Raw genomic sequence first — 15,194 nt, 5'->3', positions numbered from 1 at the left:
TGACTGATACACCGCCATCGCAGGCAAGCCAGCTCCCACACTTAACCGGTTTAGCGCACGGCTTCGAACAGGCCGGTAGCCCCCATGCCCCCGCCCACGCACATGGTGACGATGCCATAGCGCAGGTTGCGCCGCTGCAACTCACGCACCAGGTGCCCCACCTGCCGCGAACCGGTCATGCCGAACGGGTGCCCGATGGAGATCGAGCCGCCGTTGACGTTGTACCTGGCGTTATCAATTTCCAGGCGATTGCGCGCATACAGACACTGGGACGCGAACGCCTCGTTAAGCTCCCACAAATCGATATCCGCCACCTGCAAGCCCTTGGCCTTGAGCAACTTGGGCACCGAGAACACCGGACCGATGCCCATTTCGTCCGGCTCGCAACCGGCCACGGTGAAGCCACGGAAAAACGCCTTGGGCTTGAGCCCCAGCGCCAGGGCTTTTTCCAGGCTCATCACCAGCGTCATCGACGCGCCATCGGAGAGTTGCGACGAATTGCCCGCCGTCACCGACCCGTCTTCGGCAAACACCGGCTTCAGGCCTTGCAGGCTGGCCAGCGTGGTGTCCGGGCGATTGCAGTCGTCGCGGTCGACCACGCCATCAAGGATTTGCACCGCGCCGGTGTTCTTGTCTTCGACCTTGTACTTGACCGTCATCGGCACGATTTCATCGCTGAACAAACCGTCGGCCTGAGCCTTGGCGGTGCGCTGCTGGCTTTGCAGGGCGTACAGGTCCTGCTCTTCGCGGCTGACGTTGTAGCGGCGGGCGACGATTTCGGCGGTCTGCCCCATGGGGAAATAGATGCCCGGCACCTGCTCCTTGAGCAGCGGGTTAATGAGGTTGTCGGTGTTGACGCTTTTCATGGTCAGGCTGATGGACTCGACACCGCCGGCCACGATGATGTCGCTGCAACCCGAGGCAATCTGGTTGGCCGCAATCGCGATTGCCTGCAGGCCCGAGGAACAGAAACGGTTGAGCGTCATGCCCGCCACACCTGTGCCCAGTTGCGAGAGCACCGCCACGTTGCGCCCGATGTTGTAACCCTGCGCGCCTTCGTTGGAGCCCGCGCCGACGATGCAATCTTCCACTGAGGCCGGGTCAATGCCATTGCGCGCCAGCAACGCATTGACGCAGTGGGCGGCCATGTCATCGGGACGGGTCTGGTTGAATTTGCCGCGAAAGGATTTGGCCAGGCCGGTTCGTACGCTGTCGACGATCACTACTTCACGCATGGGCTACCTCGATCTTATGGTTGTTGGGCGATGGATCGAGCATAGATCCAGGCCCCGGCAACCGCGACGATCATTCATCCCGCCTATACAAAAGCATGATTGCACTGCCTCCTGTGGCGAGCGAGCTTGTTGTGGCGAGCGGGCTTGCCCCGCGTTGGGGCGCGAAGCGGCCCTGATCCAGGCACCGCATTCTTTCAGTCAAAACTCGGTGGCAGGTTTTAGGGCTGCTTCGCAGCCCAACGCGGGGCAAGCCCGCTCGCCACAACAAGTTTTTTCACAACAACAAACCCGGCACCGAGCTATTTCTTTTTCTTCTTGTCGTGCTTGTCGGTCTTGTCGAACGCCTCTTCCAGCGCCCGGTTGATGGTGCGCAGCACTTTGACCCGTGCCCAGCGTTTGTCATTGGCTTCCACCAGGGTCCAGGGCGCGATTTCGGTGCTGGTGCGGTCCACCATGTCGCCCACGGCGGCGCGGTAATCGTCCCATTTGTCGCGGTTACGCCAATCGTCTTCGGTGATCTTGAAACGCTTGAACGGGATGTCTTCCCGGGCCTGGAAACGCTCCAGCTGCGTGTCCTTGTCGATGGCCAGCCAGAACTTGACCACGATCACGCCCGCATCGCGCAACTGTTCTTCAAAATCATTGATCTCGCCATAGGCACGCATCCAGTCGGCCGGGGTGCAGAAGCCTTCGACGCGCTCCACCAACACGCGCCCGTACCAGGAACGGTCAAACACGGTAAACATGCCGCGCGCCGGGATTTTCTGCCAGAACCGCCACAAGTATGGCTGGGCGCGCTCGTCTTCACTCGGCGCAGCAATCGGCACGATATGGTATTGGCGCGGGTCCAGCGCCGCCGCCACCCGGCGGATCGCCCCGCCCTTGCCCGCCGCATCATTGCCCTCAAACACCGTAACCAGCGCGTGCTTGCGCATGCGTTTGTCACGCATCAGGCCGGAAAAGCGCGCCTGTTCGGTAATCAGCTGTTCTTCGTAATCGTCTTTTTCCAGGCGCTGGTTCAGGTCCAGGCTGTCCAGCAGGCTTTTTTTGTCCACCGACGCAATCAACGGCGCCGGGTTCTGGCCGCTCGCCTTGCCCTTGGGTACCTTCAAGGCATTTTGCAGGCTTTCAAGGAGGATCTTGCCCACAGTAAGGCTGCGGTAATGTGCATCGACGCCTTCGATCACATGCCATGGCGCATAGTCGCGGCTGGTACGACGCAGGATGCGCTCTCCGAAGTGCACAAATTTGTCGTAGGTCTCGGACTGCTGCCAGTCCAGCGGGCTGATGCGCCAGCTGTGCAGCGGGTCATCGGCCAGGGCCTTGAGCCGCGCTTTCATTTGTTTTTTGGACAAGTGAAACCAGAACTTGAAGATCAGCGCGCCTTCATCGCAGAGCATCTTTTCCAGGCGCTCGGCGCCGGCAATGGCCTGGTCCAGGCGCGCATCCTTGATCTGCCCGTGTACCCGGCTTTGCAGCATCTGGCTGTACCAGTTGCCGAAAAAGATGCCCATGCGGCCCTTGGCCGGCAGTTGGCGCCAGTAACGCCAGGCCGGCGGGCGCGCCAGTTCTTCATCGGTTTGCTGGTCAAAGGTACGCACCTCGATCAGGCGCGGGTCCATCCATTCATTGAGCAGCTTGACGGTCTCGCCCTTGCCGGCGCCTTCGATGCCGTTGATCAGGATGATCACCGGGAAGCGCTTCTGCTGTTGCAGTTCATACTGCACTTCCAGCAAGGCTTCACGCAGGGCCGGGACTTCGGCGTCGTAGGTGTCTTTGTCGATGGCGTGACCGATTTCGGCGGATTCGAACATGGGCAGCTCCGTTTCAAGATGGATCAAGACTAGCGGATTGGGCAACAACACGCGGGAGGAAATTCCACCCGCGCTTGCCATGGGTCAAATCATTGCCCATTGATCGGCTAGAATGGCCGCCTTGTCTTTAACGAGCCGCCCATGAGCCCCATCACCCACGCCCAGCTCGACTGGGACGAACAAGGCCGCCCGCACTCGCGGGTCTTCGACGACGTGTACTTCTCCGACAAGTCAGGCCTTGAAGAAACCCGTTATGTATTCCTTGAACAAAACCGTTTGCAGGAGCGCTTCGCCGCCCTGCCGGCGAATGGGCGACTGGTGATTGGTGAGACCGGCTTTGGCACCGGCTTGAACTTCCTGTGCGCCTGGCAGTTGTTCGAACAACACGCCGTGGCCGGTGCGCGCCTGCATTTTGTCAGTGTGGAAAAATACCCGCTGACCAACACCGACCTGCAACGTGCCCTCGCCCTCTGGCCTGAGCTTGCGCCGTTTGCCGAGCAACTGTTGGCCCAGTACATCGCCATCCACCAGGGCTTCCAGCGCCTGGTGCTGGACAACGGCCGCGTAACCCTGACGCTGTTGATCGGCGATGCCCTCGAGCAATTGCCGCAACTGGACGCGCAGATCGACGCCTGGTTTCTCGACGGTTTCGCCCCGGCAAAAAACCCGGGTATGTGGACCGCCGAGCTGTTTGCCGAACTGGCGCGCCTGGCCGCGCCCGGCTCGACCATCAGCACCTTTACCAGCACCGGCTGGGTGCGCCGCCTGATCAACGCGGCGGGCTTCAAGATGAAGCGCACGCCGGGCATCGGCCACAAGTGGGAAATCCTGCGGGGTGAGTTTCTCGGTTGGCCCGAAGAAGCGTCGGCGCTGCCAGCAGCCAAGCCGTGGTTCGCCCGGCCGCCGGCGATTGCAGGCGAGCGCCACGCGATAGTCATCGGCGGCGGCCTCGCAGGTTGCGCCAGTGCCGCCAGCCTCGCGGCACGCGGCTGGCGGGTCAGCCTGCTGGAACGTCATGACGCACTCGCCCAGGAAGCCTCAGGCAACCCCCAGGGCGTGCTGTACCTGAAACTGTCGGCTCACGGCACGGCGTTGTCGCAACTGATCGTCGCCGGTTTCGGCTACACCCGCCGGCTGCTGGAACACCTGCATCGCGGGGTGGACTGGGACGGTTGCGGCGTCTTGCAGCTGGCGTTCGATGCCAAGGAAGGTCAGCGCCAGGCGCAACTCGCCGAGGCCTTTGCGCCGCAATTGCTGCACCAGTTGGACCGCGAACAGGCCCAGGCCAAAGCCGGTGTCGCCCTGGCACACGGCGGGCTGTTTTTCCCCGAAGGCGGTTGGGTGCACCCACCCGCCCTGTGCGCATGGCAAGCCGGCCAACCCGGTATCAGCCTGCTGCCCCACCATGACGTGCTCGACCTGCGCAAGGCCGACGGCGGCTGGCAAGCCTGGGACGGCGACCGCCTGTTGGCCAGTGCCCCCGTAGTGGTCCTGGCGGGTGCCGCCGACGTCCAGCGGTTCGCCGACCTGCCCCTCAAGCGCATTCGCGGGCAGATCACCCGCCTGCCGCAAACGGCCGAGAGCGCTGCGCTTGCAACCGTGGTGTGCGCCGAAGGCTATGTGGCGCCGCCGCGTTTGGGCGAGCACACGCTGGGAGCCAGCTTCGATTTCAAGAGCGATGACCTCACGCCCACGGCAGCCGATCACGCCGGCAACCTGGCGCTGCTGCAAGACATCTCCACTGACCTGGCCCAGCGCCTGCACGCCGAAGCGCTGGACCCGGCCACCTTGCCCGGGCGCGCGGCGTTTCGCTGCACCAGCCCGGATTATTTACCCATCGTCGGCCCGCTGGCGGACCGCGAGGCCTTTGACCAAACCTATGCCGTGCTGCGCAAAGATGCCCGCCAGGTGCCGGATACGCCTTGCCCCTGGCTCGACGGTTTGTATGTCAACAGCGGCCACGGTTCACGCGGCCTGATCACCGCGCCCCTGTGCGGCGAGTTATTGGCGGCCTGGATCAATGACGAACCGTTGCCACTGGCGGCCAGCGTCGCCGAGGCCTGCCATCCGAACCGCTTTGCCCTGCGGGCGCTGATTCGTGGAAAAACCGCTTGATCGTTCTCAGCGCAATGGGCAGATACCCACGTCATCGATGCGCAAGGCATCTTCGCTCAGGCTGCGGATCTCGGCGGCCTGGGCCTGCTCCTGCTCCCTGAGGATCACGTTCATCCGGTCGCGATAATCGACGTCGCTCAGCGTCAGTCTTTGATCGAACACAGCGTTGACGCGCTGGCTGAAAGGCTCATTCAACCGCTCGAAACGGCTGTCGAAGGTCCGCTTCAAATAATCGGTCCAGAACGGCAACTCAACCAGGTAATCCAGCAGGCTCGGCGACAGCTCAGCCGCCTTCACCTGCACTTCGGCACTGTCCAACGCACTGGGCGTCACCCCGCCCAGATGCGCGAACCGCATGTGCAAGGGCTGGCCCGGCAAGTGGAAACGGTCGGCCAGCCCGGTGCGGTACGCCAGGCTGACCTCCAGCGGGTCCACCGCCGGGTTGCCGTCACTGTGGTGCCGCGCGATAGTTTCCAGCTGGTCGAGACGAAACAAACCTCTGGCCAGTTTCAACAAGGGTTTGGCGGTGATCACCCGGCCTTCAATCAGGCGTGTGGCCTCACTGATTTCCGTCAGGACTTCCAGGGCACTGAAACTGCTGGCCGCCGCATCGTCGCACCGCAACGGTGTGGCGGCCCGCTGAAACACCTCATCGCGCAGGTCTTCGTCGTCGGCGCAGCTCATTAACACGCGCCACACGCGCCGATCGAGGTCTTCCCGTACGAAGCGCGCATCGGCGGTACCGCCCAATTCCGCGAGCAATTTGAACAAACCGTCGGAGCCCGGTTCATCCATCAGCCCCTTCCACACCTGTTCTTTTTCCGCGTAATCACGTACCCGCTCATCAAACAGCCACAGCTCCCGGGCCTTCTGTTCGTTCAAGCGCGCGATGTCATCTTCAAGAAAGCCCATGCCCGTACCGGCGCTGCTACGATAATTTTTGAGCGCCACCTGGCTGGTAAACGATAACGGGTTGAGCCGCAGGTTGAATGCCTTGGTGAAACGCCGCGGCATGCTGAACAGCCAGTCCGGCAACGTCGTGATTTCGTTCTGGCGCAAGTCCACATGCTCGAGCCACGGCAACCGCCGGCACTCGTCAGGAAAGCCGCTCAGTTTGCAGTCACGCAGCAGCAGCTCACGCAGGTCGAGCATTTTTCCCACGTTGGGTACGTCCAGCAGCGGGTTACCACTCAGGTTGAGCGAACGCAGCTTTCGCAGCTCCGCCAGTTTGCGAAGGCTGTATTCATCCAGCTGCAACCGGTTATCAGCCATGCGCAGACGTGCCAGCTGCGGCATCTGCCCGAGCACCTCGGGCAGCCGGGCAATGATGTTTTTGGTCAGGTCCAGTGTATGCAAACCCTTGAAGTGCTTGAGAAAGTACGCGACGTCATCACCCAGTTGCATATTGCGCAGCGACAGGTGCTGAACATGATCGAAGTGAATCTGCGGCGGCAACGTGGGCAAGCCGCCCAGCAGCATGCCATCAAGTTCCAGCGCCGGCACACGCAGGCCGCGCTCATCGCGCGTCACGAGCATGCCTCGCCAGCATTGCTCGATCAGTTTCATGGCGTGGAGTCGGCTAAGTCGGTGGTCCCAGGGCGCAATGGCCTCGGCACTGCCTGACGCCTTCTGATTGCTCCAGGTTTTCAGCGCACGGTGGAGCGAAGAAAAATCCCGTTCAAGCGCCTCCACCTTTGTGGCACGGGACAAGTGATCGTGACCAGCGCCCTCGATCAATCGTGCGATCTCCACCTCGCTCAAGCGCGGGTACAGTTTTTTGACTTTGTGCACCAGCGCCGGCGGGGGCGCGGGCAGTGTGCTGGTCTGTGCCAGAACACAGCTGGGCGGCGCCGCTTCAGGCATGCCGCGTTCAGGCCACAGGTAGCCTTTCACCCGGTAGCGTTCGTCCTGGGATTTGAAGCGCAGTTGGCTGCGCAAGCGGCTGCCAGAGTGGGGCCCATCCAGGCGCAGCGTGGCACGCTGTGAACGCGACAGGCCGTCCACGATCGCCTGGTACACCCCGTCCGGTCCTGTCACCCGTGCGTCCAGATCATTCCCTTTTTCATCAAAGGCCTGGAAACCTTCGGCAGACTGGATGATTGTGCGGCGAACTGCGGCATCGGCCGGCCCGACCTGCTCAAGCAGGCGCCCGCTCAAGCGCTCTTCTCGAATCTGGAACGACACATCCCGGGGCCAGCCCTGCAAGCGCTCAAGCGTGCCCAGCGCGATGCGTCGCGTCCCTTCGTTGGCCAATTGCGGCCAATACAGCCCCATCAGCGCCTGGTCTTCGTGCAATTTGTCCAGGACATTTCGCGTCTGCCGGGCCAGGCGAAGGGGGACGCGACCCGTTTCGCGCAGAATCTTGCGGTCGATCGTGCGCGCATGGGTGGCTAGCTCCCAGGCCACCCGCCGCGGTAACTGTGGGTATCGAGCGACCAAGGGCACCAATTCGCCCGTGGCAACGCCTTCATAATCCTGGTAAAGCCGACGGTGCACCGCTGCATGCTGTGTGTTGACCGTCTCCAGCAGTCGCTTGCGAAGGCGCGCGGGAGCCTGTTCCAGCTCAACGGCTTCCCCCAGCAAATGCGTGCGCTCATCAGCGCTGAGCGCTTGCAGCAGCACGTCCAGCACCTGGCCATCCTTGAGCTGTTGCTCGGTGATATGAATGCTCATGTCTTCATAGTCGAAGGGCTCATGGTGCGACAGGCTTTCCAACAGGTTTTCGTGCTCGTCGAGCACCTCGAAAAAGCGCCCCTCGGGCCATCCCGGCATTAATGGCAACGCGAGCATTTGCGCGCGCGCCAGGGAAGCATCAGGCTGCACACCCTGCTCCAGGGCGTAAGTGAGTTCGCCCATCTTGTGGTGCAGGCGCAAGCGTGCCACGGCGTTCTGCACGCGCTCGGGCAGCGGTTGGTGTTCAAGAGCCAGGTGCTGCACGTCTTCCAGCTCCAGCTCGGTGATCGTCGCGAGGCTGCTCAAATGGTCCGAGCGCATCGCAATCAGCGTCGGGTCGATCCGCCCAAGGTTATAAAGAGGAGAACGCCAGTTTTGAGGGCGCTCGAAGGTGTGTTGCCAGCCGCCCTGCCCGTTATGCTCCAGCGGCGGACGCCAGGCCGCCGGCCGCGTGGGATGCAGGGCTCGCCACTTGCCGATGAGCGGATCGAAGCGGATGGCATACAGCGCACCATCGATGTTGGCGTAGGCATTCCCGTTGACCTGATAAATCCCCCTCGAATCGGCTCGCCACCCCGGCTGAAAGGTCTTCGGCGGTTGGCTGTAAGGCGCCAGCCGCGGGCGCCACAGCCGCGGGCTTTGATTCTGCAACGTAACGGGTTCGACTTTCTCAAAGAACTGCGATGAAGGGATGAGCTCACGCTTGAGTGTGCCGACAACCTTTCCACCGGCCGCGAACAACATCATGCCCGCAATGTTTTCCGCCACGCTGAACAGGTGCCTGAGGGCTTCATCCTTGTCGCCATGGGCCCAGTCCTCGACGCCTTCAAACACCTCGCCGAGCAGTTGGCCGACGGCCACGCCCAGCATCAGCTGGCCCAGCACCGGTACCACAAACCCGGCGACGTTGAGCAGGTTCAACCCGATATCCAGGTAGGTTTGCAGGCGCTGCTGCCAGGCCTCGGCATCCACTTGAGCCTTGGGCACCGCCAATACCTGGGCGTCGAGCTGGATCTTGCCGATGCAGGCCTGAACCTGGAAATCCGACAAGCGTGCCTGCACTGGAATCACCCGCAGCGGGCCAAGCTCGCGATCCTCGTCAAAACGCTGGAAAAACCCCAGGCGCTCAGACTCATCCAGATAAGCCCCGAACGCTGTGCGGTAAGACTGCGCCCGCAACATCAGGGATAGATAAAGGGTGAAGTCTTCCAGGCACGCGTATTCGTACCACGGGCGCAGCGGTTCGTTGGGCATGTAGACCACGAAGCCCTTGGCCGGCAGCTGCCCGGGCGGCTCTGCGCTGAACAGCATGACGCCCCACAGGCATGCGCCGTCGATGTTCAGACCTTGCCACGTCCACGGTAGGTTGGCCGGCATCATCTGGTGTGATTCATCCGCCGGCAGGTCGGCCTTGATCACCCTGAGCAACCCGGTATAGATCGATTCACTGACGTATCCCTTGGCGAAGGCGATGTGCAGGTCGATTTGCAGGTCGGCGCTTTTGGACCCGCCAAGGTCCAGGGCAGCCTGGCTATAACCCCGCGTGACCGCGCCTGGGTCGAGCACGTTGAACACACTGCGCACGTGGGCCTGGTAGGCGCCACCAAGATCCAGCTCACGGCAATATCCGACAAACTCCGCCACTGTCATGCCGACGATGGCCTGCCCGGTGGCTGCGCTGCGCAAAACAACCGCAGCGGACATGCCGTCCGGTTCAGCCTGGTCCTCAGAGAAGTTGCGCATCGCCGCCTGCACCAGGCTCAGGGTCTCGACGGTGACCGTCGTTTGCAGGGCGCCACCCAGGTCCGGGCCGACACCCGACAAGCTTCGTTTGGGCAGTTCCAGCAGGTCGCGCTGCACATCCACGCCGGTCACGCCTTTGGCGATTAAAAAAGCCTGCAGTTGCTCAATGCAAAAGGTATCGAGCGACTGCAGGCGCCCCAGCAGTTGCTGCGCGCGCTCACGGGTCTGCTGGCTGTCCCGGTGGGTTTGCTCAATCGCTCTGAGGGTATTCGGCCTGGCCTCAAGCAACCAGTGTGGGAGGGTCGACTGCAGTACTCGGGCCTTGCCCAGATCACCGGTCATTTCCAGCAGCCCGGCGTTCAGCTCGGCCTGGGTCACAGGGTGTGCGACCTCATGTAATTCGCGTTTTTGCACCATCGGCAACGTCTTCCTTAGCGTTGAATAATGGTCGATTACGATAAGCGCGAAACCCAGGAAAACAGATTCGAATAACCGTGCATTGAGCCCTCTGATAGCCGCAGATTTTCCATCAAGACGGGCGTTATTTAACGCCGATTCGCTGCGAGCCGCGCCAGACGCAGGTCGGGGCAAAACCCGTCACGGCCAATTGCCTTATAACTTATCGGTCTAAAACTCCACAGATAGCACCGGGTCAGTTTCTGGGTACGCGCCCTTCGGGGCGTATTGAGTGTTGACCCTCCCCAACGGAAAAACCGGTAAGGAATTTATGTGCGGATTAGCTGGAGAATTACGTTTCGATGCCCAACCTGCCGACCTGGCGGCCATTGAGCGCATCACCCACCACCTGGCCCCTCGTGGCCCCGACGCCTGGGGTTTCCATGCCCAAGGGCCGATCGCGTTGGGCCACCGACGCCTGAAAATCATGGACCTGTCGGACGGCTCGGCCCAACCGATGGTCGATTCGTACCTGGGCCTGAGCCTAGCCTTCAACGGTGCGATCTATAACTTCCCGGAATTGCGCGAAGAGCTGGAAGCCCTGGGCTACGCCTTCTACTCCGGCGGCGACACCGAAGTGCTGCTCAAGGGCTACCACGCCTGGGGCGAAGCCTTGCTGCCCAAGCTCAACGGCATGTTCGCGTTCGCCATTTGGGAACGTGACGCCCAGCGCCTGTTTATCGCCCGCGACCGCCTCGGCGTGAAGCCGCTGTACCTGTCGCGCACCGGCCAGCGTTTGCGCTTTGCCTCTGCTTTGCCGGCGCTGCTCAAAGGCGGTGATATCAACCCGATCCTCGACCCGGTGGCTCTCAACCACTACCTGAACTTCCATGCCGTGGTGCCTGCCCCGCGCACGTTGCTGGCCGGCATTGAAAAGCTGCCGCCAGCCACCTGGATGCGCATCGACGCCAGCGGCAAGACCGAGCAAAAAGTCTGGTGGACCCTGCCCTACGGCCCGCGTGACGATGAAAAGAACCTGACGCTGGAAGACTGGACCGACCGCGTGCTCGACAGCACCCGCGAAGCCGTGGCCATCCGCCAACGCGCCGCCGTGGATGTGGGCGTGCTGCTCTCCGGCGGTGTGGATTCAAGCATGCTCGTGGGCCTGTTGCGCGAAGTCGGCGTGGAAGACTTGTCGACCTTTTCCATCGGTTTTGAGGACGCCGGTGGCGAGCGCGGCGACGAATTTCAATATTCGGACCTGATCGCCAGGCACTACGGCACCCGTCATCACCAACTGCGCATTGCCGAAAGCGAGATCATCGAACAGCTGCCTGCTGCGTTCCGCGCCATGAGCGAGCCGATGGTCAGCCATGACTGCATCGCCTTCTACCTGCTGTCGCGGGAAGTGGCCAAGCACTGCAAGGTGGTGCAAAGCGGCCAGGGCGCCGACGAACTGTTTGCCGGTTACCACTGGTACCCGCAAGTCGACGGCGCCAGCGACCCTTACGCGGCGTACCGCGATGCATTTTTCGACCGCAGCTACGACGACTACGCCGCCACCGTCGCGCCGAAATGGCTGACCGCCAACGACGCCGCCGGTGACTTCGTGCGCGAGCATTTCGCCATGCCCGGCGCCGATGCGGCCGTGGACAAGGCCCTGCGCCTGGACAGCACGGTGATGCTGGTGGACGACCCGGTCAAACGCGTCGACAACATGACCATGGCCTGGGGCCTGGAAGCGCGTACGCCGTTCCTGGACTACCGCCTGGTGGAGCTCTCGGCACGCGTACCGGGCAAGTTCAAGCTGCCGGACGGCGGCAAGCAGGTGCTCAAGGAAGCCGCGCGTCGCGTGATCCCCGGTGAAGTCATCGACCGCAAGAAAGGCTATTTCCCGGTGCCGGGCCTCAAGCATTTGCAGGGCGACACGCTCAACTGGGTCCGTGAACTGCTGCTCGACCCGAGCCAGGATCGCGGCCTGTTCAACCCGGCCATGCTCGACCGCCTGCTCACCGACCCGCAAGGCCAACTGACGCCCCTGCGCGGCTCCAAACTGTGGCAACTGGCAGCGCTGAACCTGTGGCTGAGCGAACAAGGAATCTGATCAATGAAACCCCATTCAGCGGCTTACAGCCAACGCTTGCTCAAGGGCCAGGCGCCGTCGTATGAGCGCCTGCAAGCCCGGCTGGCCGAAGATGGCAGCCCGCAAAACGCTGAACCGATTGCCGTGCATTGCGGTTGGGGGCGCCTGTTGATCGGGCATACGTTTCCCGACCCGGCGACGCTGGCGGAAGAACTGCTCAATGAGCAGGCCGGCGAACGCGACATTGCGCTCTACGTGGCCGCGCCTCAGCAAATTCTGGGGATCGACCCGCAGCAACTGTTTCTCGACCCGTCCGACACCTTGCGCCTGTGGTTCACCGACTATCGCCCGGCCACCCGCGTGTTTCGCGGCTTTCGTATTCGCCGGGTGCAGACCGACGCTGACTGGCAGGCCGTTAACCAGCTCTATCAGGGCCGTGGCATGTTGCCGGTCGACGCCGAACGCCTCACGCCGCGCCATCAAGGCGGCCCGGTGTATTGGCTGGCGGAAGATGAAGACAGCGGCGCGGTGATCGGCAGCGTGATGGGCCTCAACCATCAAAAAGCGTTCCACGACCCGGAAAACGGCTGCAGCCTGTGGTGCCTGGCGGTTGACCCGCAATGCACCCGCCCCGGCGTGGGCGAGGTGTTGGTTCGCCATCTGGTCGAACATTTCATGAGCCGGGGTTTGAGCTACCTGGATCTGTCGGTGCTGCACGATAACCGCCAAGCCAAAAGCCTCTACGCCAAGCTGGGTTTCCGCGCGCTGACCACCTTTGCGATCAAGCGCAAAAACGGAATCAACCAACCGCTGTTTCTCGGCCCGGGACCGCAGGCGGGGTTCAACCCGTATGCGCGGATCATCGTCGAAGAAGCCCATCGACGCGGCATTGATGTGCAGGTGGACGACGCTGACGCAGGCCTGTTTACCCTCAGCCATGGCGGGCGCCGCGTGCGTTGCCGCGAATCCCTGAGCGACCTGACCAGCGCCATCAGCATGACCCTGTGTCAGGACAAGAGCCTGACCCACAAGGTGCTCAAGGCCGCCGGCCTGCAACTGCCGCAGCAGCAACTGGCGGGCAGCGCGGATGACAACCTGGAGTTTCTCGACGAACACCAGCGCATCGTGGTCAAGCCACTCGATGGCGAGCAAGGCCAGGGTGTTGCGGTGGACTTGCAGACCATCGAAGAGGTGCAGAAAGCCATCGAAGCCGCGCGCCAGTTCGACAGCCGTGTGTTGCTCGAAAGCTTTCATGAAGGCCTGGACCTGCGCATTCTGGTGATCGGCTTTGAAGTGGTCGCCGCCGCCATTCGCCGCCCGGCCGAAGTGACCGGTGACGGTCATCATTCCATTGGCGCGTTGATCGAAGCCCAGAGTCGGCGGCGCCAGGCGGCGACTGACGGCGAAAGCAAAATCCCGCTGGACGCCGAAACCCAACGTACCCTGCACGCTGCCGGTTTCGACTACAGCAGCATCCTGCCCCGTGGCCAGACCCTGGCCGTACGCCGCACCGCCAACCTGCACACCGGCGGCTGCCTGGAGGACGTCACCGCCATCCTGCACCCCACGCTGGTGGACGCCGCCGTACGCGCGGCGCGTGCGCTGGACATCCCCATGGTCGGCCTGGACCTCATGGTGCCCGCCGCCGACCAGCCCGAATACGTGTTCATCGAGGCCAATGAACGGGCGGGCCTGGCCAATCATGAGCCACAACCGACTGCGGAAAAATTTGTGGATTTGTTGTTTCCCCACAGTTAACCCAAGGCTTGATCGATGGGTGGCCTGTCCCGCCCTCATCGCGGGCAAGCCCGCTCCCACGTTGGAATGCGCTCAACCTGTGGGAGCTGGCTTGCCTGCGATGAGGCCATTAACGGCCCCCACCCCGACACGCTATCAGGAGTCTTTATGAGCCTAACCATCCCCGAACCGGATCTGAACTACCTGCAAAAAGTGCTGCTGGAAATGCTCGCCATTCCCAGCCCCACCGGGTTCACCGACACCATCGTGCGCTACGTCGCCGAGCGTCTGGAAGAACTGGGCATCCCCTTTGAAATGACCCGGCGCGGCACCATCCGCGCCACCCTCAAGGGCCAGAAAAACAGCCCTGACCGCGCGGTATCTGCGCATTTGGACACCATCGGCGCCGCCGTGCGGGCCATCAAGGACAACGGCCGCCTGACCCTGGCGCCCGTAGGCTGCTGGTCAAGCCGCTTTGCCGAAGGCAGCCGCGTCAGCCTGTTCACCGACAATGGCGTGATTCGCGGCAGCGTGTTGCCGTTGATGGCGTCCGGGCATGCGTTCAACACCGCCGTGGATGAAATGCCGGTGAGCTGGGACCACGTGGAGTTGCGCCTGGACGCCTACTGCGCCACCCGCGCCGACTGCGACTCGCTGGGGATCAGCGTGGGCGATTACGTGGCCTTCGACCCGCTGCCCGAATTCACCGAGAGCGGGCATATCAGCGCGCGTCACCTGGATGACAAGGCCGGTGTCGCCGCCCTGCTCGCCGCGCTCAAGGCGATCGTCGACAGCGGCGAACCCTTGCTGATCGACTGCCACCCGCTGTTCACCATCACCGAAGAAACCGGCAGCGGCGCCGCAGCCGCCCTGCCCTGGGACGTCAGCGAATTCGTCGGCATCGACATCGCTCCGGTCGCCCCCGGCCAGCACTCCAGCGAGCACGCGGTGAGTGTGGCGATGCAGGATTCGGGCGGGCCGTATGACTATCACTTGTCCCGGCATTTGCTGCGCCTGGCCTCGGACAACGACCTGCCGGTACGCCGCGACCTCTTTCGCTACTACTTCAGCGATGCACATTCGGCGGTCACGGCCGGCCATGACATCCGTACCGCCCTGCTGGCGTTCGGTTGCGATGCGACCCACGGTTATGAGCGCACCCACATCGACAGCCTTGCGGCGCTGAGTCGCCTGCTCGGCGCGTACATCCTCAGCCCGCCGGTATTCGCCAGCGATGCGCAGCCCGCCCAGGGTTCTCTCGACCGGTTCAGCCATCAGCTGGAGCATGAGACGCAAATGGAGAGCGACACCCGCGTGCCGTCGGTGGACAGCCTGGTGGGCAACAAGTTCTAGAGGCTGGCAACTATGATCCCGGCGCAGTAGCATCGCCGGGATCCA

The 15,194-nt window shown here is 62.7% G+C and carries 7 protein-coding genes; 4 read left to right on the top strand and 3 right to left on the bottom strand.

Annotation, left to right across the window (positions count from 1 at the left end; genetic code table 11):
- Positions 1-50 precede the first annotated feature (50 nt).
- Both ATI14_RS17070 and pap read right to left on the bottom strand, forming a co-directional pair.
- Positions 51-1,235, bottom strand: a complete 1,185-nt coding sequence (locus tag ATI14_RS17070; protein WP_016970100.1) for a thiolase family protein — start codon at positions 1,233-1,235, stop codon at positions 51-53.
- Between the two features lie 299 nt (positions 1,236-1,534).
- Entirely contained in the window at positions 1,535-3,049 is a 1,515-nt protein-coding gene (gene pap / locus ATI14_RS17065) for a polyphosphate:AMP phosphotransferase (protein ID WP_016970101.1), read from the bottom strand.
- Between the two features lie 141 nt (positions 3,050-3,190).
- Between pap and mnmC the strand changes: the two genes are divergently transcribed.
- On the top strand, positions 3,191-5,164 hold the full coding sequence (gene mnmC / locus ATI14_RS17060) for a bifunctional tRNA (5-methylaminomethyl-2-thiouridine)(34)-methyltransferase MnmC2/FAD-dependent 5-carboxymethylaminomethyl-2-thiouridine(34) oxidoreductase MnmC1 (protein WP_016970102.1): 1,974 nt from the start codon (positions 3,191-3,193) through the stop codon (positions 5,162-5,164).
- Positions 5,165-5,170: 6 nt separating this feature from the next.
- On the opposite strand, the gene ATI14_RS17055 is transcribed toward mnmC, so the two are convergent.
- A complete protein-coding gene (locus ATI14_RS17055) occupies positions 5,171-9,997 on the bottom strand; it encodes an NEL-type E3 ubiquitin ligase domain-containing protein (protein WP_080520328.1) in 4,827 nt (1,608 codons plus the stop codon).
- Between the two features lie 310 nt (positions 9,998-10,307).
- Between ATI14_RS17055 and ATI14_RS17050 the strand changes: the two genes are divergently transcribed.
- The 3 genes from ATI14_RS17050 to ATI14_RS17040 all read left to right on the top strand — a co-directional run bounded on the left by ATI14_RS17050 (position 10,308) and on the right by ATI14_RS17040 (position 15,149).
- Positions 10,308-12,080, top strand: coding sequence for an N-acetylglutaminylglutamine amidotransferase (locus tag ATI14_RS17050; protein WP_016970104.1), 1,773 nt, complete (start codon positions 10,308-10,310; stop codon positions 12,078-12,080).
- Between the two features lie 3 nt (positions 12,081-12,083).
- On the top strand, positions 12,084-13,817 hold the full coding sequence (gene ngg / locus ATI14_RS17045; RefSeq protein ID WP_080520329.1) for an N-acetylglutaminylglutamine synthetase: 1,734 nt from the start codon (positions 12,084-12,086) through the stop codon (positions 13,815-13,817).
- A gap of 147 nt (positions 13,818-13,964) precedes the next feature.
- Positions 13,965-15,149, top strand: a complete 1,185-nt coding sequence (locus ATI14_RS17040; RefSeq protein ID WP_016970106.1) for an osmoprotectant NAGGN system M42 family peptidase — start codon at positions 13,965-13,967, stop codon at positions 15,147-15,149.
- Positions 15,150-15,194 lie beyond the last annotated feature (45 nt).

The sequence above is a fragment of the Pseudomonas tolaasii NCPPB 2192 genome (genome assembly GCF_002813445.1).
GTDB lineage: Bacteria > Pseudomonadota > Gammaproteobacteria > Pseudomonadales > Pseudomonadaceae > Aquipseudomonas > Aquipseudomonas tolaasii.
Note: the sequence above shows the minus strand (reverse complement) of the source record. Positions and strands in the feature narration are given on the sequence as shown.

Coding starts and splice junctions, on each gene's coding strand:
- mnmC (WP_016970102.1), top strand. CDS start 3,191: ATGAGCCCCATCACCCACGCCCAGCTCGACTGGGACGAACAAGGCCGC.
- ATI14_RS17050 (WP_016970104.1), top strand. CDS start 10,308: ATGTGCGGATTAGCTGGAGAATTACGTTTCGATGCCCAACCTGCCGAC.
- ATI14_RS17055 (WP_080520328.1), bottom strand. CDS start 9,997: ATGGTGCAAAAACGCGAATTACATGAGGTCGCACACCCTGTGACCCAG.
- pap (WP_016970101.1), bottom strand. CDS start 3,049: ATGTTCGAATCCGCCGAAATCGGTCACGCCATCGACAAAGACACCTAC.
- ngg (WP_080520329.1), top strand. CDS start 12,084: ATGAAACCCCATTCAGCGGCTTACAGCCAACGCTTGCTCAAGGGCCAG.
- ATI14_RS17070 (WP_016970100.1), bottom strand. CDS start 1,235: ATGCGTGAAGTAGTGATCGTCGACAGCGTACGAACCGGCCTGGCCAAA.
- ATI14_RS17040 (WP_016970106.1), top strand. CDS start 13,965: ATGAGCCTAACCATCCCCGAACCGGATCTGAACTACCTGCAAAAAGTG.